Below are 20,305 nucleotides of genomic sequence, written 5' to 3'. Positions count from 1 at the left end.
GCGCCCCCGCCCCCTTCTACGCGATCTTGCACTTCCTGCCCCGACAAAAGGAACATGAGCGACAACGGCCGGGCCACAAGTGCATGATCGCGGGGCGGGGCGGGGCGGGGCGGGCGGGGTGGGGCGGGGTGGGGCGGGGCGGGCGGGGTGGGTCAGGTTTTGAGGACTACCTTGGTGCAGGCGTCCTGTTTCTTCTGGAAGATCTTGTAGCCCTTGGCCGCGTCCTTCAGTGGCATCCGGTGGCTGACGACGAAGCTGGGGTCGATGTCCCCGCGCCGGATGCGGTCGAGCAACGGTCGGGTGTAGCGCTGGACGTGGCACTGGCCGGTGCGCATGCTCAGCGAGCGGTTCATGAACGCGCCCATCGGGAACTTGTCGACGAACCCCCCGTACGCGCCGATCACCGAGACCACGCCGCCGCTGCGGCAGGCGAGGATCGCCTGGCGCAGCGCGAAGGGCCGTTCCGTCTCGGCCTTGACGGCCTGCTTCGCCCGGTCGTACGCGTACACGGCGGCGTTGCCGTGGTGCCCCTCCAGGCCGACCGCGTCGATGCAGGCGTCCGGTCCCCGGCCGGCGGTCATCGCGTTGAGCGCGTCGAGCACGTCGGTGTCGTCGTAGTTGACGGTCTCCGCGCCGGCGTGCTCCTCGGCCAACCGCAGCCGGTACGGGTACCGGTCGATGACGATCACCCGTTCCGCCCCGAGCATCCGGGCGCTGGCGGCGGCGAGCAGCCCGACCGGTCCGGCGCCCCACACGGCGACCACGTCGCCCGGCGTGATGTCGCACATCTCCGCGCCCATGAAGCCGGTGGGAAACACGTCGGCGAGCAGCACGGCCTGGTCGTCGGGCACCTCGTCCGGCACCTTGACCGGCCCGACGTCGGCGAACGGCACCCGGGCGTACTCGGCCTGACCGCCGGCGTAGCCGCCGAGCAGGTGGGAGTAGCCGAAGATGCCGGCCGGCGAGTGACCCATGATCTTCTCGGCCACCCCGGCGTTGGGGTTGGAGTTCTCGCAGACGGAGTAGAGGCCGCGCTGGCAGGCGGTGCAGTGCCCGCAGGCGATCGGGAACGGCACCACCACGCGGTCGCCGGGGCGCAGGTTGCGTACCTGCGGGCCGACCTCCACCACCTCGCCCATGAACTCGTGACCGAGGATGTCGCCCTTGCGCAAGGCGGGGATGTAGCCGTGGTAGAGGTGCAGGTCGGAACCGCAGATCGCGGTCGAGGTGACCCGTACGATCGCGTCGCGCGCGTTCATGATGGTCGGGTCGGGCACGTCGACGACCTTGACGCTGTCCCTGCCCATCCAGGCGGCGGCCTTCATCGGCGTTCCTCTCTGTGCCGGGTCGGCGTCAGCGGCGCGCCGCGCGCAACGGTTGGGCGGGGCGCTGCATCACCTGCTGGCGCACGGAGATGCCGCCCGGGCTGCCCTCGGAGCGGACCACCTCGCCGGTCTCCAGCACCTGCTTGAACCGGCGCAGGTCGTCGCGGACCTGCTGTTCGGGCTCCTCGCCGAAGAGCTTCGCCACCGCCCGGCCGAGCGCGCCGGCCGGCGGGGCGTACCGCAGTCGCACCCGGACCTCGGTGCCCCGGTCGCCGGGGGCGGGCACGAAGCGGACCTGGCCGGCGTTGGGCACCCGGGTGCCGGGCAGCGACCGCCAGGCGAGCGACCTGTTCGGCTGGTCGTCGATGATCTCCGCGTGCCACTCGATCCGCCGGCCGGCCGGCCCGCGGGCGGTCCAGTGCGACCGCCGCAGGTCCTCGGCGCGCACCGACTCCAGGTGGGACATGAAGCGGGGCAGGTTCTCCAGTTCCCGCCAGAAGCGGTACGCCTCGGCCGGGGAGCGGTTGACAGTGACCGCGAGTTCCATGTCGATCGCCCGGCGGCGGGCGGCGTCCGCCCGCCCCGCGCGTACGGCGGCTGTCAGGTCCACGGCGGCGATGCCGGCGACCACGGCCGTGGTGAGCGCGATGCGCCGGCGCCGCTCGCCCGACCGCCCGACCCGGGCCTGGGTGAGCAGGGTGAGGTCCATCGCGTCCCCGGCCACCCGGGTCCACGTCCAGCCGGCCGGCCGACGGCCGCGGAGCAGCCCGGCCGCGTGGGCCAGTTCGCGCGCCCCCACGGCCGGGATCACCGCGCGCGCGGCGGGTGAGTCGTCCACGCCGGTGAGTCGGGCCGTCGCGCGCGGGGCGAGCAGCGCGCCGGCCCCCAGGGCGAGGCTGACCACGCCCAGCAGCCGGGGCAGCCCGCCGCCCGACTCGCGTCGTTCCCCCTGGAGAAGCATCAGATCGGATTCGCCCACGTCGTACCACCGTCAGATCGTCCTGACCGCGCGGTGGCGGCCCGGCGACCGGAAGGGGCCGCCCCGGCTGACGCTATGCCGGCCGATCACCTCGTGAATCCCGAATTGGATAGAAACCGGCGAACTCGCGCTGTTCCGGCACCCATCCGGGCGGGCGGCCAAGCGGGTCATGGTCTCTCCAGTGCCGGTGGGGCTACTCGCAGAACACCTGCACCTTGGTGTCGGACTGGTCGACGTCGACGGTGAGGTCGTCGAGGTGCTCGATGAGCTCGTCGAGATGCTGCGGTTTGAGCTGAGTGAGATCGATCGGCACGCCGGACCTGGTCAGCTCCGCGTTGACCTTGGTGAGCGCCTGCGGCGGAACGAGGCTGGCGAGCCGGACCCCGGCGCGCAGCAGTCGCAGCGGCACCCGGATGTTGACCCGGGCCGGCCCGTCACCGCTGGCGTCGTCCTCCGAGTTCACCACGACGCGCAGATACCTGGGTCGGGGCTTCGGGCCCGGTGTGGCTCCCGGCGGCGACTCGGGCCGCTCTCGTTCGAGGGCGTCGATCAGCCGTTCGGCCTCGTCCGCGGTGATCCTGCCCTCGGCCAACATCTGCAGGATCTGGCGGCGCTGCTCGTTCATGTGTCGTTCCTCCCCTTCGGACTCATCTGACGCTCACCAGCACGGCCGTTCGGCCATGGTCGATCTCGATCCGGGTGCCGGGCAGGGCGCACAGCAGTTGCCCGGCACCGCGCAGCGCGCCCACCGGGCTCACCCGGACGACGAGGCACGCGACCACCCCCACCAGCACGGCGATCAGCAGCAGCGGCGACAGCACCAACAGCACCGGCAGGACGGGTACGTGCAGCCGCAGCCCGCTCCCGTCGGGACGGCGATGGCGTACGGTCACCAGGTGCGGGATCACCGCGACCGCTCCAGCTCGGCCAGCGCCTCCCGGACGCTGATCTCTCCCCGGCGCAGGCGGTCGACGACGTCGGCGCCGGTGGGCGCCGGGTCGGTGTCGACGAAGTCGAGGTGCTCGGCGATCCGGTTGAGCCGGGACTTGATCGTCGGATAGCTCACCCCGAAGATCCGCTCCATCTCCTTGATCGAGCCGTGGGACCGTACGAACGCGGCAACGAACACCTGGTCGTCGATGCTGAGCTGGGCCAGCTGCGGTGGCTCGAACTGCCCCTCGATCACGACGCCGCTGCCGGTGAGGCGGGCCCGCTCGACCACGAACGGCTTTCCGCGCGTCAGATCCGTCAGTTCCTGCCAGTCCACCCTCGGCTCCCTCTGCTCTCGCCGACGCCCCGTCGCCGCCCTCTTGATTTCATCAACACCCTAGCCCCTGGATATTGATTTTCTCAATGCATAACTCAGGATTCTTAATTTTGACCTGGCGGCGTCCCGGGATCCGCGGCTCGGGTAGACAGGCCCCGGACGCCGGGTGGCCAGGTCGGGCCGTGGCGTACGGGACGAGGCGGCTCAACGTGCCGGTGGACAGCGGGATCGCCGCGGGGTAGGACAGCGTGAGATGCCGGATCCGCGGGCACCACCGATCGCCCCACCACCACAGCCGACCCGGGAGCCCGACAGTGCGCGTCAGCATGGCGACCAGCGCCGGTAGGGCCGGCCGGCCGAACGAGGACTTCGTCGGGGCGGTTCCCGGCGCCGCCGTGCTACTGGACGGCGCCGGCATTCCGGGAACGGAGTCGATCTGCTCCCATGGTGTCGCCTGGTACACCCACCGGCTCGGCGGCGCGTTGCTCGGCCGGCTCTCCCGCGACGACGGGCGGGACCTCGCGGCGATCCTCGCCACCGCGATCGACGAGATCGCCGCCGAACACCGGGGCACCTGCGACATCACGAACCCCAGCAGCCCGCAGGCGACCGTGCTGATCGTCCGCGCGCACCGCGGTCGCCTGGACCATCTCCTGCTCGCGGACTCCTTCCTCGTCCTCGATCGGGTCGGCGGGAGCCCGCAGGTCGTCACCGACGAGCGGGAGATCGACAGCAGGCGCGCCTGCGCGGCGGCCCTGGACGGCGTGCCCAGGGGAACCCCGGAGTACGACCGCGTCCGGGCCTCCTGTGTCGAGGCGCTGCGGGCGCGCCGCAACCAGCCGGGCGGCTACTGGATCGCCAAGGACGATCCGCACGCTGCGGAGGAGGCGGTCACCGGCAGCCGGCCCCTGCCCGACCTGCGCGGCGTCGCGCTGCTCAGCAACGGCGCCAGCCGGATCGTCAGCCCGTACGGTCTGGCCGACTGGCCCGGCGTACTGGAACTGCTCGACGCCCACGGGCCGGCCGAGATCATCCGCCGCGTCCGGCGGGCCGAAGCCCGCACCGGCGGTGATCCCGATGCCCCGCTCCCTGACGACGCCACGGTCGCCCACTGCGTCCACCAGCCAGACTCCGAGATGGGTGAGCTGCCGCAGCCGACGGCCGGCTAGGTGGCCCGGTCGAGCCGTGCGGCCAGGTTCCGGACGTGGTCGACGAGTTCGGGGGGATCCAGGACCTGGAAGTCGATCCCCTTGAGGGCGACGTGGAGCGCGATCTCGTCCAACGAACCGGATCCCACGTGGAGGACACAGCTGTGCTCGTCGACCCGCTCCAGCCGGCCGGCCGTGGGCGAGCACCGCTCGGCGACCACGTCCAGCGGTGCGCGCATGAGGAGCCGGGCCTGGTAGCGGTAGGGCGCCGAGGCGACCGCCTGGGAGACGTAGGCGGCCGCGTCCGGGGGTGGCTCCCGGGGTACGAACCGGGGGCCGGTCGGCACCCGTGGCCGCAGCCGGTCGACGCGGAAGGTGCGCCAGGCCTGCCGGTCGACGTCGTAGGCGACCAGGTACCAGCGTCGGCCGGTGTGCACCAGGCGGTGCGGTTCGCCGGTGCGGACCGTCTCGGTGCCGTCGTGTGCCCGGTAGTCGAAGCGTAGCCGCTGGTGGTCCCGGCAGGCCCCGGCGATCACGGTGAGCGTGCCGGCGTCGACGGTCGGGCCGCCGGCGTGCAGCGGCTCCGTCGCCTCCTGGATCAGGTTGACCCGGTGCCGCAGCCGCGCCGGCAGGAGCTGTTCCAGCTTCGCCAGGGCCCGGACGGAGGTCTCCGCGATGCCGGCGACCGAGCCGCCCGCCGCCGTACGCAGTCCCACCGCGACGGCCACCGCCTCCTCGTCGTCGAACAGCAGCGGCGGCATGGCGGTTCCGGCCGCGAGCCGGTAGCCACCGCGCACGCCGACGGCGGCGTCGACCGGGTAGCCGAGACCACGCAGCTTCTCCACGTCGCGGCGAACCGTGCGGGCCGAGACCTCGAGCCGACGAGCGAGTTCCGGGCCGGTCCAGTCGCGGCGCGCCTGCAACAACGACAGCAGGCGCAACAACCGCGCCGAGGTCTCCAACATGAACGAAACTCTGCCGGAGAATAAGGACACGAGCTGACCGCGATCGTTCCTAGGCTCGCTGACGTGACGAACGACAACGAGATCCGGCCCTTCCGCGTCGACGTGCCGCAGTCCGCTCTCGACGACCTCACCGACCGCCTCGGCCGCACCCGCTGGGGGCAGCAACTCCCCGGTGGCGACTGGGAGCGCGGGGTCCCGGTGGAGTACCTGCGGGAGCTGGCGGGGTACTGGGCCGGCGGCTACGACTGGCGCGCGCACGAGGCGCGGCTCAACGCGTACCCCCAGTTCACCACCGAGATCGACGGGCAGAACATCCACTTCCTGCACGTACGCTCGGCGGAGCCCGACGCGCTGCCGCTGGTGCTGTCCCACGGCTGGCCGGGTTCCGTCGTGGAGTTCCTGGACGTCATCGGCCCGCTGACCGACCCACGGGCACACGGCGGCGACCCGGTCGACGCGTTCGACCTGGTCATCCCCTCGCTCCCCGGCTTCGGCTTCTCCGGGCCGGTCCGGGAGCCCGGCTGGGACAGCCGGCGCATCGCGTCCGCCTTCGCCGAGCTGATGCGTCGCCTCGGCCACCGGCGCTACGGCGCCCAGGGTGGCGACTTCGGCGCGTTCGTCTCCCCCGACCTCGGGCGGGTCGACCCGGACCACGTCGTCGGCGTCCACGTCAACGCGGCCACCGTCGGCTTCATCCCCTTCGGCGAGGTCGATCCGGCCGAACTGGCCGAACTCGGCCCGGCGGACAAGGAGCGGCTGGAGCGGATGAACGCGTTCCTCGGCGAGGGCAACGGGTACTTCCAGATCCAGGCCACCCGGCCACAGACCCTGGCGCACGCGCTCACCGACTCGCCGGCCGGCCAGCTCGCCTGGATCGTGGAGAAGTTCAAGGAGTGGACCCACGGCGACGGCCTGCCCGAGGACGCGGTGGACCGGGACCGCATCCTCACCAACGTGATGCTCTACTGGCTCACCGGCACCGCCGGGTCGGCGGCGAACATCTACTATGAGAGCACGCACTCACGGAACTGGCCCACGCCGTCGGCGGTTCCCACGGGGGTCGCGGTCTTCGCCGAGGACATCGCCATCCGGCGTTACGCCGAACGGGGCAACACGATCGTGCACTGGTCGGAGTTCGACCGGGGCGGGCACTTCGCCGCCCTCGAAGCACCCGACCTGCTGGTCGAGGACGTGCGCACGTTCTTCCGCGGGCTCCGCTAGTCCAGGTCGCCGGTGGTGCCGTCCGGTCCGGTCGGCACCACCGGCACGACCGTCCTGGCGCCGCTGAGCGGCGTCCACGGGGCGGACGCCGCTCAGCGGGCCGATCAGTTGAAGGAACTGTAGAAGTTGTCCAGCACGTGGTGCACGTTGTCCCGGTCGAACCTCTCGATCTCCAGGATGAGGGCCAGCAGTTGCGCGCTGTCCTTGGGGATCTGGCACTTCGCCTGGGTGACGAGCTCCTCCAGGATCCACTGCAGGAGCTGGGCCACGGGCGTCTGGGCCGCCAGGTCGGAATTGATGGTGAACCGGATCGTGCCGTCCAGGTTGATCACCGTCGAGTGGTTCAGCTGCTTCGGATCGGCCCGCACCACCAGCCGCTCCTCCGCCCTCATCAGCGCCAGCATCGCGGTGTGCAGCGCGTCCATGTACGCCTTGGTCAGCGGCGCGTACTCCCGCCCCTGCGGCAGGTCGGTGAGCGCGAGGGCGACCGGCTTGGGCAGCTCGGCCTTCGTGAAGTCGAGGCAGGTGAAGTCGAAGGTACGCACCCACGCGCGGGTGATCCGGGACGCGAGCACGGTGTGCAGCGAATCCATCCGGGGCGCCGCACGGCCCCGCATGGCGGCCACCTCGTCGTCGGTGGGGAACGGACCACCCTGACCCAGTGCCTCGTAGACGGTCTGCTCGAAGTTGGCGGCGTTGCTCAGACCGACCTGGCCCTGGAGGTAGTAGGCGGCGTTGCGGCGGCGGTAGACGATGTCGATCGTCGGGTTGTCCGCCAGGATGTGCGTCCCCTCGTGCGCGAGGGTGGCCGCGAGGTCCCACAGGTGCATGGTGCCGTCGAGCGCGGAACGCCCCACGTTGATGATCGCGGTGCCGCCCTGACCCTCGGCGAGCGCGCCCATCCCGGCGGGCAACGCCGGGTTGTACACGAATCCCGCCCCTCGGCCGTCGGTGCGGGTGAGCAGGTCCCGCAGCGCCGTGACCGTCTGCGCGAAACGCGTCTTCGCCACTATCGAGGCGGACCCGAACAGACGCGCGAAGGCGGTGTTGACGGCGGTGTGCGTGGGTTTCGTGGCGTCGTTCATCACGTCGACGATCTTGGTTTTCAGCTCGTCGATGGCGGCCGTGAGGAAGGTGTTGCCGACGACGGACGGCACGACGCCGTCGATGGAGTCCTGCACCTCCTTGAACAGGATGGCGACCCGCTCGACCGTCGCGCCGCGTACCGGGGCCTGCTGCATCCAGGCCCCGGCCGCCAGCGTGGCGACCGCGTCCAGCCGGGCGGCCAACTGGGCTCGGCGCAGCCCGACCGGCAGCGCCTCGACCACGGGGCGCAACCGCTGCAGTTCGCAGGCCATCAGCACCCGGTAGGTCTGGAACACCTCGCGCCGGCCGAGATCGAGTGCCTTCTTCGTCGCCTCGTCGGGAATCGGGAACATGTGGTTGCTCCTCCGCTCTGCCGGCCCGGTCAGCCGAACGCTGGCAGAGAGGTAAGCATCCGACCGCGCGTGGCGGTCAGTAGCGCGTCCACGATCGGACAGTGACCACGCCCGTCGCCTTCGCGACCAGAGGTCGGCCGACGATGAGAAGCATGCGCATTGATCAATGGCTGTACTGTGACCCCGTCGTCATCTGCTTCGGAAGGAAGTGGACATGCCCAGGATCACCACTCGCGTCCTCGGCGCCCTCGGCGCGAGCGCGCTCGGCGCAACCCTCGGTCTCCTGGCGGTCGCCGCGCCCGCCCAGGCGGCCAGCCGCGACGGAATCTGCGACTCCGGGGAGTTCTGTTACTACTACAACAGTGACCACGCGGGGTCGATCTCCGACCACACCGGATCGCTGGCCGACTACGGCACAACCCAGCCGGACTGCTACGAGTTCAAGGGCGCCGGAAGCGGGCAGGGCCTCTGCATCAAGAACAACGCCGCCTCCGCCTGGAACCGCACCGGCAACACGGTGCGCGTCTACTACAACAGCGACTACAACGGCTCCTACGCGTACCAGGACCTCGCGCCCGGGGCGAAGACCAACCTGAACGCCACGCTGAAGAACAACAACGCGTCCCACCAGCTCATCTCCGCCGGGACGAGCTACCCGGCCAAGGACGACTACCCGTACAAGGGTCAGGGCACGGGCATCGACCCGTGGAACTTCTACAAGGGACAGTGCACCAGCTTCGCCGCCTGGGCGCTGCGCAGCCGGGTGGGCGTGCCGTTCCACAACCAGTACGCGGGCGAGGCGCGCTGGGGCAACGCAAAGGAGTGGGTCGCCGCTGCCGGGCGGGCCGGCGTGCCGGTCCACAACAGCCCGAAGGCAGGTGACATCGCGGTGCGCCTCGGCGGCACCTACGGCCACGTCGCCTTCGTCACCAGCGTGAACTCCAACGGCACCTTCGAGATCGACGAATACAACTACGTGTCCGCCGACAAGTACAGCCACCGGACGGTGTCGGTGGGGACCGCCAACAACCAGTTCTCCAAGTTCATCCGCTTCAAGTGACCTTCGGCGGCTGAGGGATCGTGGGCACGCCCGCCCGTCGGGCTGGCGTGCCCGCACCGGCCGCTTCCGCAAGCACAGTTGTGGCGGGCGGCGGCGTCCGCCCGCCCTCAGTCCTTCGCCTTCGGTCGGGTGCGCTCGATGAAGTCGAGCATGAGTGGCACGGCTGCGGCCGCGTGCGTCTCCCACAGGAAGTGCCCGGCGTCGAAGACGTGGGCTTCCATCCTGGGCAGAGCCCGCATCCATGACAGGATCTCGGCGAGATCGAAGAATGCGTCGTGTCGTCCCCAGAGCATCAGGGCAGGCGGCTGCCACCGGGCGAGATACTCGGCGATGGCGTCGAACCTGTCGACGTATCGCCCGTAGTCCGCGATGAGCGCCCGCTGGGTGTCCATCCGGCCGGGCAAGCGCATCACCCGCCAGTCCTCCTCCCAGCTCTCGGCCGGCATCCGCGCGGCCACGTCCGGCGGGACACCGGCGAGATACTGGTCGCGGATGCCCTCGAAGGTCAGGTGCGCGGTCGCCGCCGCCTCGTTCTCCGGGCTCGGCTGCGACCAGTAGGCCAGCGTCCCGGCCCACTGCGGCCCCAACCCCGTTCGATGAGCGTTGGCGTTCTGGATGACGAGGCCCAGGACCTCCCGTGGCGCCTCCATGGCGATGTGGAGACCCACCGGGGCCCCGAAATCGTGGAGGTAGACGTAGCGCGGCCCCACCGCGAGCCGGTCCAGCAACTCCGAGACAGCCGCACCGAAGGCAGGGAACGAGACCGCCGGCAGGGCGTCGGACTCACCGAAGCCGGGCAGATCGGGCGCGATCACGTAGGCGGACTGCGACAGCTCTGGCACGACCTCGCGAAACGTTCGTGCCGAGCTGGGAAACCCGTGCAGGAGCAGCACCGCCGGGCTGGCCGTGTCACCTGCCGTGACGAAGGACAACTCCGCGCCGTTGGCAAGGAGAAGTCGTTGCCTGGTCGGCGGACGACTGTCGACGCTCCTCTTCTCCAGCATCTGAGCCTCCGAGTTCGCCTGCCGCCCAGAGTGCCACGATCGCGGCCGCCGCGTCGGGCGTACGCGAATTGATCAACAACTTGTAGGGTGGGTCGGCCGTCACAAGCCCCTGGAAGGAAAGCGCACATGCCCAGGATCACCGTTCGCGTCCTCAGCGCCCTCGGCGCGAGCGTGCTCGGCGCAACTCTCGGCGTCCTCACGATCGCCGCGCCCGCTCAGGCTGCCGCCCGCGACGGAGTCTGCGACACCGGCGAGTTCTGTTACTACTACAACAGCGACCACGCGGGGTCGATCTCCGATCACGTCGGATCGCTGGCCAACTACGGCTCGACCCAGCCGGACTGCTACGAGTTCAGGGGCGCCGGCGCCGGCCAGGGCCTGTGCGTCAAGAACAACGCCGCCTCCGCATGGAACCGCACCGGCAACACCGTGCGGGTCTACTACAACAGCGACTACGACGCCTCCTACGCCTACCAGGACCTCGCACCCGGCGCGAAGACGAACCTGAACGCCACGCTGAAGAACAACAACGCATCGCACCAGTTGATCTCCGGGACGAGCTACCCGGCCAAGGACGACTACCCGTACAAGGGCCAGAGCTCGGGCACCGACCCCTGGTACTTCTTCAAGGGACAGTGCACCAGCTTCGCCGCCTGGGCGCTGCAGAGCCGGGTCGGCGTGCCCTTCCACAACCGGTACGGCGGGGCCCTGTGGGGTAACGCCGGGGACTGGGCCGCCGCCGCCGAACGCGCCGGGGTGCCGGTCCACAACAGCCCGAAGGCCGGCGACATCGCGGTCAGCCTGGGCGGCTCCTACGGTCACATCGCCTTCGTCACCAGCGTGAACGCCAACGGCACCTTCGAGGTCGACGAGTACAACTACAACGTCGCGGTCGCGTACAGCCACCGGACGGTGTCGGTGGGCACCGCCACCAACCAGTTCTCCAGGTTCATCCGCTTCACGTGACCTTCCGCCCCGCCTGACCGGTACGGGCGCGCCGACCCCCACGGGGTGGGCGTGCCCGCACCGGCCGCTCTCACAAGCGCGGACGTGACGGGCCAGGCCGGCCGGCGTCGCCAGTCGGGCCACGCCGGCCGGTTCGTCACCGCTGGTCACGTCGCCACCGCCGGTCCGGCACCGCATGCGGGTCAGTTCGTGATCAGGACCCCATGGACCTCATAGCGGCGGGATGACGTCCATGCGGTCCTGATCACGATGCGTCCGGCCCCGCGCGTTCGGGGGTTAGGCGGTTGCGGGGCGGCGGGGCGGCTAGCTCGCCGCCTCTCCGACCAGGCCGCAGTGGCGCGCGATGTCCAGGGCGGCCGGTAACTCGCCGCCGCGAGCCAGCGCCATGGCGGCCCGACCCGCCACCCGCCGCGCGCCCTGAGCGTCCGGTACCGCGTCGAGCATGGCCGCCAGCAGGCCAGCGTCGCCGACCTGCTCGGCGAAGCGCGCCACGGGGACGACCACGCGGCGCTGGTCACCGGCGGGCAGCGCCGCCACCGCGTCCGGCACGACCGTGCGGGCCTCCGCGTCCAGGGCCGGCAGCAGCACCTCGACGGCACTCCAGCCGCCGTCCCGTAGCGCGCCCCCCACCAGACGGGTGAACAACTCGCGGTCCCGCGCCGACAGCCCGGTACGGACGGCTTGCCGCACCAGCACCAGGCTCAGTCGCGTGTCGGGCGGACCGCTCGCGACCTGCGCACACATCGAGTCGAGCGCGGTGACGTCCCCAGCTTCGACACGCGCGGCACCGAGCCCGACGTCGGCCATCAGCAGCCATCGCCGGACACCCCGCAGGCGCGCCCGCAACTGCGGCACACGCACCTCGACGAGCTCGGCGCGCAGCCGTACGTCAGCCAGGGCATGTACGAGCGGGAAGACCTCCACGACGACGGCGGCAAGCTCCTGCGGGATGACCCTCGGATCGGCCAGCACGTCCAGCACAGCCCGGAGCCGCTCCGGGGTTGCCGCCTCGCGCCGGCCGCCGAGCCAGCGCAGCACCTCACGGGCGAGCGGGCCCGGCCCGTAGCCCGACACCCGGCAGTCCCGCATCCGGCCCAGGACGGCAAGCGCGTCGTCGACCCGGTCCAGCGCCAGGCAAAGCTGCGCGAACCGGTGCTGGTAGATCATCTGTGTGTCGCGTTCGCGGCCACCCTTCGGGCACTTCCGGAACGCCGACACGAGCGCCTTCGCGCGCGCGGCCGGGAGTCCGGTCGTCGCCAGTGTCAGCAGCGCACGCTGCTGGTGACTCGGGCCGAGCCGGATCGCCAGCGCGAGCGCGTCGTCGAACCGGCCCGCCGTCAGGAACGCGACGACGAGCCGCTCACCGTCGACGTCCTCGACGGTTCCGCAGCGCCGATCGACCTCGGCCAGGCCGAGCGGCCCCCACAGGTCCGCTGCCGCGGCGAGGCGGGGCCGGTCGTCCTCGTGCAGCAACGCCGACCAACGGTCGAGGTACGCGGGTTCACCGGCGTGCGCCTCAGCCAGCACCGCGAGCACCGCCGAGATCCGCGCGACCCGAAAGTGGGCCAACCCACGATCCTCGTTCGGCCGCACCACCAGCACGGCCCGAAGCAGCGCCGCCTCCGCGTCAGGGTTGCCAGCCACGAGCCGCGCCAGCGTCCCGGCGACCGCATGGTCGGGATCGTTGCGCCCACTGACGAACGGACGGTACGCGTGCTCGCCGTCGAGCGCGGCGGTCGCCACCCGCACAGCCTGCTCGCCGGTGAGGATTCGGGGCGCCGCCGCAGCGAACTCCTTCGGCAGCCAGCCGTCCAGGCACGCGGTCAGCTCCTCGGCCGCACCGGCGTGGTCGCCGCCGTCGAACCGGGCCACTGCCCACTCGACCCGATCAGCCCGGTCCGCCCTCCACCCGGGCTGCACCGCACCGCAGCGGGCGAGCGCGGCGCGGGCGTGGTTCGCGAGGTCGGTGGAGGTGATCAGGTCAACTGGCACTCGCCGACTCTACTCACTGCTCCGGTCGTAGGCGCCGTGCCGACATCCGGCGAGGGCGGTCACTCTGGCGGCCCGCCGAACGCCCAGTTGTGCACCTCGACGTCGGCGTACCGGTCGGGAGTCAGGACGGCGCGCGCCTCGTCCGGGTCAGAAGCCCGGACCAGCGCCGCCGTGCCCAGCCAGGCGGCGCCGTCGTCAGAGGACAACGGCCCGTACGCGATCAGCTCGTCCCGGTCGGACGGCAGGGCGAGGTCGGCGGCGCGCCCCGCGCCGAGACCGAGCACCAGGTAGCGGTTGCCACCCCTGCGGCCTCCGGGAAAGTCCCACATGGTGCGGCCCAACGTGTTGTGCCAGCGACGCAACAGCACGTCCCGGTACGCGCCAGCCTGGTAGTTGGGCTCGTCGAAGGCGAACGCGCGGGCGGCGGCGGGATCGGGCAGGTCGAGAATGTGCAGGCTACCGGTGGGCGTGCCACCGTCCTCGGCGAAGGTCGGGCCACGAGCGATCATCTCCGCCGCGTACCGGTCCATGTAGGACCAGTGCTTCCTCAGCAGCTCGCGGCGCAGTGGCAGGGAGCCGCGCCGGTCGCGGTGGTAGCAGAAGAACTCCATGCCCCAGTCTCGGACTCCGTGCCCGAGACCGACCCGGTGGGGTGGACGGTGACGGTCAGCCCTGGGCGGAAGAACCGTCCAGGTAGCCGACGTCCGCCGAGCCGGACAACTCCCTGACCCGATATCCCCAGCGCCGAAGGGCCAGGGCCATCCGCGCACCGCCTGCCGGATTCGCAGAGTGGATGTTGATGATGCCGATGTCGAACGGACGTCCCTCGAAGGCCGCCCGCTCCAGGACCTCCACGACCGGCCAGATCGTGTCGTCCTCACCGAGGTCGTGGTCCAGCCACAACTCGTCGAGCCGCTGGTCCTCGTAGCGGCTCAGCAGCGCGATCCCGGCCCCGCTCGTCCGGGCCACCTCCGCGCCGCGACCGTCCACGAACGAGCGTAGATCGTCGATGAGGACGATCCTGGTCCTGGCAGCGATCACGCTACGATCGTAGATCCGTCCGAACCGCCGCCACGACCACGGTGCGGAGGGGAGCCGCGACGACCAACGCGGTCGCGACGAGCAGCCCGCTCGCCCACAGCGGTCCACGGGCCCCTGCTGCGGTGCTGAGGGTCGCGGCGGCGACGAGTGGCCCGACGGCGGCTCCGACGTTGAGCGCCGCCGTCGCGTACGAGCCGGCCATGGTGGGTGCTCCCGCCGACTCGTACAGGACCCGCGCGATCAGCGTGCTGCCCAACGCGAACGACAGCGCCCCCTGCACGAACACCAGAACGAGCAGGGCAGCCGGGCTCTCGGCGAGCATCGCCAGGGCCAACCAGCCGACGAGCAGCAGCGGACCGCCCACCGAGATGACCAGGCCTGGGCGCTGGTCGGACAACCGTCCCGCGACGGTGACACCGACGAGGGAGCCGACACCGAAGAGCACCAGGACGACGGAGATCCACCACTGCCCCAGCCCGGCGATGTCGGTGACGATCGGGGCGAGAAAGGTGAAGCTTCCGAAGGTCGCCGCGTTGACCAGGGCGCCGAGCAGCATGACCAGGATCAGCCGTGGACGCGCGAGCCATGCGAGTTCCGACCGCAGGGCCGGACCCTCACCCTTGCCGTCTCGCCCGGTGCGCACCGAAACTCCGCTGAAGATGCCGACAGCCGCGGGCAGGCAGAGGACGGCGACGGCCCAGAAGGTGGCCCGCCAGCCGAGCAACGTGCCGAGCACCGCTCCCCCGGGCACCCCGGCGATCGTGGCGATCGTCGTACCGGACAGCAGCACGGCGAGCGCGCGCCCCTTCCGGTCGGGAGCAACCAGCGCGGTGGCGGTCGTGAGGGCCACCGCGAGGAACCCCGCGTTCGCGAGCGCGGCGACCACCCGGGTCGCGAACAGGACCGGGAAACTCGAGGTGGCGGCACCCACGACGTGTGCCGCCAGGAACACCAGGACGAACCCGAGGAGGCTGGAGCGTCGCGGCCAGTTGCGGGCGAAACCGGCCATCAGCGGGGCGCCGACGACCATTCCGATCGCGAAGGCCGAGGTGAGCAGGCCTGCTGCTCCGACGGTGACACCGAGGTCCACGGCGATGTCGGGCAGGAGACCGGCGAGCATGAATTCCGAGGTGCCCATGGCGAAGACCGCCACGGCAAGCAGGTACAGCGAAAGAGGCATCACGTGCTCCGAGGTGACGAGAAAGAACGGAAAGGACCGTCTCTCACCGCGGTCAGCACCCGAGGATGCGCTCGTCCGGCCGCGCACGCGGCGGGACGAGAGAGGCTACGAACTCAGGGGTTCAGGGGGCTGACGGCGTGAGCGAAAGCCCCCACCGTGGATGCCTCGGGACTCGACATGGGCCACAGGTTACCCGACGCGGATCCCACCGGCTCATGACCCGGCCCGGGTGCCGGCGCTGGCCGTGTACTCAGCGAAGATCTCGCCGAGGACGCGCCGTGCGTCCGCGGCCGACTCGTCGGCATCGCCCAGCGTGCCGGCGCAGTTGACCAGCGTCTTCCAGAGGGCCCAGCCGCGCCCGCGCGCCCATGTCGCCGCACCCACGCGCAGCCGCTCCCGGAACGCCCGCCGGCCGTCGGCGGTCAGGAACGTCCACGCGATTGCCAGGTCGCACGCCGGATCGCCGACGCCGCACGTCCCGAAGTCGATGACCGCTGCCAACCTCCCGCCGTCGAGCAGGAGATTGCCCGGAGCGATGTCGCCGTGGAACCAACTGTCGACGCCGTCCCAGGGCGCGTCCAGTGCGGTCTTCCAGATCTCGCGAGCCAGGTCGACGTCGACGTGGCCGTCCAGTGCCGTGAGCGCGCGCTGTGCTTCCCCGTCGTAGGTGCGCAGCGTGCCGCCCCGGAACCAGTTGTGCGGCCCGGGGCGGGGGCCGTCAGTGGCGTCGATGCTCTGTAGGGCCGCCAGGAACTCGGCCACGTCGACCGCGAACCGGACGGGGTCGGCGATCCGGTCCGCGCTCGCGGGCTCACCGTCGAGCCACTGGTAGATCGACCACGGGTAGGGGTAGCCCGCGCCGGGTCCGCCTTTCGCGAGGGGGACGGGGATGGGCAGTGGGAGTCGAGGAGCGAGCGCCGGAAGCCACCGGTGTTCCTTGTCGACCGCCAGGGCGTACTCGGCGGCGCTGGGCAGCCGCACCGACCGTCGGGAACCGAGGTGGAAGGTCCAGTTGTCCCAGCCGCCGTCGGCCACGGGCCGCACCGGGAGGTCCGCCCACTCGGGGAACTGGTCGGCGACGAGCCGCCGTGCCTGTTTCTCGTCGACGGCGATGCGCTGGGGCACGGGACCGAGTTGGGGTGTGTCGCTCACTGGAGGTCCTTTCCCGACAAGGGTGCAGGGGCCGCGTCGGACGGCCACAGCCGCAGCATCCGCCCGTCGAGGATGGCAGCCTTGCACCACCGCAGGACGAACAGGTACGCACCGAGCCCCGCGCCCAGCGCGGCGCACGCGGACGCGATGGCGAGGCACCGCGCCCCCTCTGGATCGCTGGCCCGCGTTCAGGCGCATTGTACGAGCGGGGCGCGAGGCGGACACCTGTCCGTGATCGCGTACGGCCGCTGCTGGCCGACGAGGGCTCAGTGGTATTCGCGCATGCCCAACGCGCGGGCGGTACGCCACACGCCGCTGGCGCGCCTCGTGGCGACCGCCACCGCCCGACTGGCGTCGCTCGGAAGAGCCGTCACGATCGCCCTGCTGGCCAGGCCGACCAGCCCGCCCTCGCGCTTCGTCTCCGTACCGGGCGCGACCACGCCCAGGTACGGGCGGCGCAGCGTCCGGGGCGCGATGACCGACAGCATCCGGTGCAGATGGTCGGCCTGGGCGACGATCGCCACCGGCCGGTCGTCGCCGAAGTACCCTTCCGTCTCGGACCGGAGGAAGTTCGTCACCGTGTCGATGGAGTGCCGCTCGACCCGGATCACGTCCTCGGGCACGGCCCGGGCCAGCAGTTCGGCCTTCATGATGTCCGCCTCGGGCATGCCGCAGAATCGCTCCCCAGGCGAGTCCGGCGGTGTCCACGGCAGGCCCTTCGAGTCGACGGGCGACTTGTACCCGGAGCACACGATCCGGCCCTGCCGCGGCCTGGTCACCTGCTCGTACAACTCGCGCGCCACCTGCACGCGTAGCACGCCGTCCGGGCTGAGCCCGGCTCCGTCGGCGCTGCGGCCCCGCCCGGGGATCAGGATGTGGGCGATGTCCTCGACGGTCAGCCCGGTGGTGCCCGGCGCGATGTCAAACACGGCGGCCGGACGCTCTCCGCCGAGTGCGACCGTGGCCGGGGTACGACTCCGCCAAGCAGTCCTGCAGGCGTTGGTGCCGGAATTCGAAGTGGTTGCCGTTCTTGCGGAGGATCCCGCCGTCATGACAGGTCCGCAGGAACCGCGCGAAGCGCCAGGGCAGCAGGTGGTGTGCCAGAAGCCAAAGGTGGGCGACCTTGTAGCAGGCCCACTCGTTCCAGAAGAACGTCGCGACGCTCGCCCCCACGGGCACCAGGTACATCCCGTGGGGGAAACCGAGTGGCATGACTGCAACGTAGTAGACCGCGTATCCGGCGGCCAGGATGACACACGCGAGGAGGAAGAGGCCGATCCCGGATCTTCGGTCGTTGCGGATGACCACGAGCGGGTCGGCCGTCCGGGCCCCCGTCTTCGCGTCCAGCCACGGCGCGGTCCGCAGCACGGCGGCCGCGATCCGGCCGCCCAGAATGCCGACGCCAACGGCCACCGGGGTCGCCAGGGCTGCGCCCAGCAGGGCCTGGGCAGGTGACAGGCCCAGCAGCCAGCCTGCCGGCCCATCGATCCCGAGCATGGTGATCCGGCACACCGCGTAACCGAGAGCGATCAGCAGTAGCCCCTGCGCCAGGCGAAGGGCGTGGGGACGCAGGTCGCCGTCCTGGTTGACGCTCCCTCGGGCGTATCCGGCCCGGGCCGGGTCCGCCGGTCCCCGGGCCCGTCCCGCGGCGTAGCCCCGGGCCCACCCGAAGCCGAAGCACAGGCCGGCGAGCGACAGCAGGATCGCGGTGCCCGCGAACCCGGAGACAGCGTGGTTGAGGAGACCGACCGTGACGCCGGCAAGCGCCGCCGCGGCAAGGGCCAGCCGGAACAACGGCGCATAGTATCTGATCTCCCAGAAGGCGATGATGCGCCTGACCGCGTGCTCGCTGAGAAAACTCAGCCATCGCTTCGCGTCCTGCGGTGGGAATTCGTCGACCGGGGCGAGGTCCCCGTCGGGCCTTGCCGCACGGAGGCCGAAGACGGCGGTGACGAGGCTGCCGAGGAGGTGGTTCTCGATGGCGGCCGGGGTGGGGAACCTGTCCTCGTCCAGCAGTTCGGTCGCGTCGGGTGCCGTGGCGAGGGCGGTCGGCTCGGGGGCGGTCGCGTAGACGCTCTTGGTCAGCCAGGCGATCAGCGGGGATGACAGTGCGGCGGCCACGGTCGATCCGGGTTCGGCCTCGACCTGCGCCGAGATGGTGCGCCACCGTGCCCGCTCGGGCCTGGGCACGTTCAGGAGGTAACGCGCCAGTTCGCTCGCGTCGACAGGAGCCAGTTCGATGACCTCGGCTCCGGGCAGGGCGGCGTGGAGTGCCCGGGAGTGCGACGGCCGCGGGATGCCGGTGAGCACCGCGGGTCGGTCGTCGACGAGGAGGTTGATCGCCTGGGACGCCTGGTCGCAGAACGCCGCGTCGATCTCGTCGAAGCCGTCGAACACCGGGATGATCTCGCCTGCGTCCAGCGCCGCCTCGAGGGCGGTGGCGACCTGGCTGCCGCCGTCCTGCCCGGAGGTCGAGCGGAGCACGCCGAGCATCCAGGTCTTCAGGCGGGTGGTGCGCGGATTCCAGGTGGCGAGCGTGAAGACGACGGGCTGTTTGTCCGTGCGGTCCGCAATGAGCGTGACCATCCGGGTGGCGAGGGTGGTCTTGCCGGACTGGGACTCCCCGACGACGATCAGCTGGCCGCCAGCCGCCACCAGGTCACCGAGGTCCTCGTCGCCTTCAGGCATGCCGGCAGCCGGTTCGGGCCCGTCCGTCCCGCTGGTCTGCAGCGACCACGGCACGACGAGGAGGCCACGGTTCGTGAGCAGCCTGACCTGCTCGGCGACCGCCCTGTTGACGCTCGCGCGCAACACCTCGAGCGCCCCCGGTGAGGAGGAGACCCGTGGGCCGTCGGATCCCGACCGCTCCGGCGGCGGGTAGAAGTTGTTGATCTGGGTGCTGTGGTCACCGACCATTGCCCCGCGGGCCTGCGGGAGGTTGAACTGGCGGGAGTCCTGCTGATCGCGCTGTTCTGCCACCACGCACCCGTGCCGGTCGGCTAGTGGAAGGTGTTGGTCTGGACGTTGTCGTTGCCGACCTGCACCCCGCGGCTGTCCCGCAGGTCGATCCGGGGCCCTTGCCGGTCGATCAGCTCGAGGATCCGTCGGGCCAGTGCGGTCGCCTGTTCGTCGTCGGCGGCGCCGGCAGCGCGCAGGTCCGCACCGAGGACGGCCTCCCACGTCGTCGGCTCGGTCAGGTCCTGCTCCAGCGCGTCCCGGGCCTGCCGGCGGTTCTGCAGCCGGCCGACCAGCACCGCCTTCAGTTGGGCGTACGTGTCCTGGATGGCAGCACTGGCGGTATTGCTGACCCCCGCACCCGCTCCCGCAGCCAACGCGGCCGCAATCAGTTCAACCCCGGACACGAGCATCACCGTCCTCTGCGGACACCGCAACGACCTTCATTATGACAGCACGTCGCGTTGCGACCACACTGAGAAACCGCGCCGGTGTGCTGGTCCGATCGCGCATCACCGAGCCCTCCTCATCCTGGGTGACGGTTGGCTCCGACCCGGTGCACCACGAGGCGCGTGGCACCCGTTCTGTCACCCGCCGGTCGTACGCTCGCC

At 71.2% G+C, this 20,305-nt stretch carries 20 protein-coding genes; 4 read left to right on the top strand and 16 right to left on the bottom strand.

All coding sequences use genetic code 11. The features are described 5' to 3' along the window. Nucleotides 1-152: 152 nt before the first annotated feature. The 5 genes from ABZ809_RS25755 to ABZ809_RS25735 all read right to left on the bottom strand — a co-directional run bounded on the left by ABZ809_RS25755 (nt 153) and on the right by ABZ809_RS25735 (nt 3,571). Nucleotides 153-1,325, bottom strand: a complete 1,173-nt coding sequence (locus tag ABZ809_RS25755) for a zinc-dependent alcohol dehydrogenase (protein ID WP_357565166.1) — start codon at nt 1,323-1,325, stop codon at nt 153-155. A gap of 28 nt (nt 1,326-1,353) precedes the next feature. Continuing rightward, nucleotides 1,354-2,304, bottom strand: coding sequence for an SRPBCC family protein (locus ABZ809_RS25750; RefSeq protein ID WP_357565165.1), 951 nt, complete (start codon nt 2,302-2,304; stop codon nt 1,354-1,356). A 193-nt stretch (nt 2,305-2,497) separates the two neighbouring features. Continuing rightward, a complete protein-coding gene (locus ABZ809_RS25745) occupies nt 2,498-2,929 on the bottom strand; it encodes a hypothetical protein (RefSeq protein ID WP_357565164.1) in 432 nt (143 codons plus the stop codon). 22 nt (nt 2,930-2,951) lie between these two features. Next, nucleotides 2,952-3,212 (bottom strand): hypothetical protein, encoded by a 261-nt coding sequence (locus ABZ809_RS25740; RefSeq protein ID WP_357565163.1) that lies wholly within the window; start codon nt 3,210-3,212, stop codon nt 2,952-2,954. After that, nucleotides 3,209-3,571, bottom strand: a complete 363-nt coding sequence (locus ABZ809_RS25735) for a DUF2089 domain-containing protein (protein ID WP_357565162.1) — start codon at nt 3,569-3,571, stop codon at nt 3,209-3,211. Before ABZ809_RS25735 ends, ABZ809_RS25740 begins: the two co-directional genes overlap by 4 nt. A gap of 314 nt (nt 3,572-3,885) precedes the next feature. Between ABZ809_RS25735 and ABZ809_RS25730 the strand changes: the two genes are divergently transcribed. Further along, nucleotides 3,886-4,740, top strand: a complete 855-nt coding sequence (locus tag ABZ809_RS25730; protein WP_357565161.1) for a hypothetical protein — start codon at nt 3,886-3,888, stop codon at nt 4,738-4,740. Here the strand turns inward: ABZ809_RS25730 and ABZ809_RS25725 are convergent. After that, a complete protein-coding gene (locus tag ABZ809_RS25725; protein WP_357565160.1) occupies nt 4,737-5,684 on the bottom strand; it encodes a YafY family protein in 948 nt (315 codons plus the stop codon). The two genes, ABZ809_RS25730 and ABZ809_RS25725, sit on opposite strands and share 4 nt — an antisense overlap. Nucleotides 5,685-5,765: 81 nt before the next feature. On the opposite strand from ABZ809_RS25725, the gene ABZ809_RS25720 reads away from it, so the two are divergent. Further along, nucleotides 5,766-6,905, top strand: coding sequence for an epoxide hydrolase family protein (locus ABZ809_RS25720; protein WP_357565180.1), 1,140 nt, complete (start codon nt 5,766-5,768; stop codon nt 6,903-6,905). Between the two features lie 104 nt (nt 6,906-7,009). On the opposite strand, the gene ABZ809_RS25715 is transcribed toward ABZ809_RS25720, so the two are convergent. Beyond that, entirely contained in the window at nt 7,010-8,344 is a 1,335-nt protein-coding gene (locus tag ABZ809_RS25715) for a hypothetical protein (protein WP_357565159.1), read from the bottom strand. A gap of 214 nt (nt 8,345-8,558) precedes the next feature. On the opposite strand from ABZ809_RS25715, the gene ABZ809_RS25710 reads away from it, so the two are divergent. Beyond that, complete coding sequence (locus ABZ809_RS25710; RefSeq protein ID WP_357565158.1) at nt 8,559-9,404, top strand: CHAP domain-containing protein; 846 nt, start codon at nt 8,559-8,561, stop codon at nt 9,402-9,404. A 107-nt stretch (nt 9,405-9,511) separates the two neighbouring features. Here ABZ809_RS25710 and ABZ809_RS25705 read toward each other — a convergent pair whose 3' ends face one another. Continuing rightward, nucleotides 9,512-10,408, bottom strand: coding sequence for an alpha/beta hydrolase (locus ABZ809_RS25705; RefSeq protein WP_357565157.1), 897 nt, complete (start codon nt 10,406-10,408; stop codon nt 9,512-9,514). Nucleotides 10,409-10,534: 126 nt separating this feature from the next. Here ABZ809_RS25705 and ABZ809_RS25700 point away from each other — a divergent pair, with 126 nt between their 5' ends. Beyond that, nucleotides 10,535-11,374 (top strand): CHAP domain-containing protein, encoded by an 840-nt coding sequence (locus tag ABZ809_RS25700; protein WP_357565156.1) that lies wholly within the window; start codon nt 10,535-10,537, stop codon nt 11,372-11,374. A gap of 303 nt (nt 11,375-11,677) precedes the next feature. Here ABZ809_RS25700 and ABZ809_RS25695 read toward each other — a convergent pair whose 3' ends face one another. From ABZ809_RS25695 to ABZ809_RS25660, 8 genes are all read right to left on the bottom strand, one after another. Beyond that, nucleotides 11,678-13,366 (bottom strand): hypothetical protein, encoded by a 1,689-nt coding sequence (locus tag ABZ809_RS25695; RefSeq protein WP_357565155.1) that lies wholly within the window; start codon nt 13,364-13,366, stop codon nt 11,678-11,680. Nucleotides 13,367-13,425: 59 nt separating this feature from the next. After that, the gene (locus ABZ809_RS25690; RefSeq protein WP_357565154.1) at nt 13,426-13,977 is read right to left on the bottom strand and encodes a YciI family protein; all 552 of its coding nucleotides are present in this window, start codon (nt 13,975-13,977) and stop codon (nt 13,426-13,428) included. A gap of 55 nt (nt 13,978-14,032) precedes the next feature. Continuing rightward, nucleotides 14,033-14,404 carry a cyclic-phosphate processing receiver domain-containing protein gene (locus ABZ809_RS25685; RefSeq protein WP_357565179.1) on the bottom strand — a complete coding sequence of 124 codons (372 nt, stop codon included), beginning with the start codon at nt 14,402-14,404 and terminating at the stop codon, nt 14,033-14,035. Between the two features lie 4 nt (nt 14,405-14,408). Continuing rightward, nucleotides 14,409-15,587 carry a Cmx/CmrA family chloramphenicol efflux MFS transporter gene (locus tag ABZ809_RS25680; RefSeq protein WP_357565153.1) on the bottom strand — a complete coding sequence of 393 codons (1,179 nt, stop codon included), beginning with the start codon at nt 15,585-15,587 and terminating at the stop codon, nt 14,409-14,411. A 213-nt stretch (nt 15,588-15,800) separates the two neighbouring features. After that, nucleotides 15,801-16,739: an aminoglycoside phosphotransferase family protein gene (locus ABZ809_RS25675; protein ID WP_357565152.1), complete on the bottom strand. Its 939-nt coding sequence runs from the start codon at nt 16,737-16,739 to the stop codon at nt 15,801-15,803. Nucleotides 16,740-17,005: 266 nt separating this feature from the next. Then, the gene (locus tag ABZ809_RS25670) at nt 17,006-17,668 is read right to left on the bottom strand and encodes a YdcF family protein (protein WP_357565151.1); all 663 of its coding nucleotides are present in this window, start codon (nt 17,666-17,668) and stop codon (nt 17,006-17,008) included. Next, the gene (locus ABZ809_RS25665; RefSeq protein ID WP_357565150.1) at nt 17,661-19,718 is read right to left on the bottom strand and encodes a hypothetical protein; all 2,058 of its coding nucleotides are present in this window, start codon (nt 19,716-19,718) and stop codon (nt 17,661-17,663) included. Before ABZ809_RS25665 ends, ABZ809_RS25670 begins: the two co-directional genes overlap by 8 nt. A gap of 20 nt (nt 19,719-19,738) precedes the next feature. Beyond that, nucleotides 19,739-20,101: a hypothetical protein gene (locus ABZ809_RS25660; RefSeq protein ID WP_357565149.1), complete on the bottom strand. Its 363-nt coding sequence runs from the start codon at nt 20,099-20,101 to the stop codon at nt 19,739-19,741. Nucleotides 20,102-20,305 lie beyond the last annotated feature (204 nt).

Origin of the sequence: Micromonospora sp. NPDC047074, assembly GCF_040643815.1 — a bacterium.
Classification (GTDB): Bacteria; Actinomycetota; Actinomycetes; order Mycobacteriales; family Micromonosporaceae; genus Micromonospora.
The sequence above is the reverse complement of the archived record's forward strand: the minus strand, read 5'-3'. Positions and strand labels throughout refer to the sequence as shown.

Excerpts from the sequence above, each read along its gene's own strand:
- ABZ809_RS25755 (WP_357565166.1), bottom strand. The coding sequence starts at position 1,325 with ATGAAGGCCGCCGCCTGGATGGGCAGGGACAGCGTCAAGGTCGTCGAC.
- ABZ809_RS25745 (WP_357565164.1), bottom strand. The coding sequence starts at position 2,929 with ATGAACGAGCAGCGCCGCCAGATCCTGCAGATGTTGGCCGAGGGCAGG.
- ABZ809_RS25725 (WP_357565160.1), bottom strand. The coding sequence starts at position 5,684 with ATGTTGGAGACCTCGGCGCGGTTGTTGCGCCTGCTGTCGTTGTTGCAG.
- ABZ809_RS25715 (WP_357565159.1), bottom strand. The coding sequence starts at position 8,344 with ATGTTCCCGATTCCCGACGAGGCGACGAAGAAGGCACTCGATCTCGGC.
- ABZ809_RS25710 (WP_357565158.1), top strand. The coding sequence starts at position 8,559 with ATGCCCAGGATCACCACTCGCGTCCTCGGCGCCCTCGGCGCGAGCGCG.
- ABZ809_RS25705 (WP_357565157.1), bottom strand. The coding sequence starts at position 10,408 with ATGCTGGAGAAGAGGAGCGTCGACAGTCGTCCGCCGACCAGGCAACGA.
- ABZ809_RS25700 (WP_357565156.1), top strand. The coding sequence starts at position 10,535 with ATGCCCAGGATCACCGTTCGCGTCCTCAGCGCCCTCGGCGCGAGCGTG.
- ABZ809_RS25690 (WP_357565154.1), bottom strand. The coding sequence starts at position 13,977 with ATGGAGTTCTTCTGCTACCACCGCGACCGGCGCGGCTCCCTGCCACTG.
- ABZ809_RS25680 (WP_357565153.1), bottom strand. The coding sequence starts at position 15,587 with ATGCCTCTTTCGCTGTACCTGCTTGCCGTGGCGGTCTTCGCCATGGGC.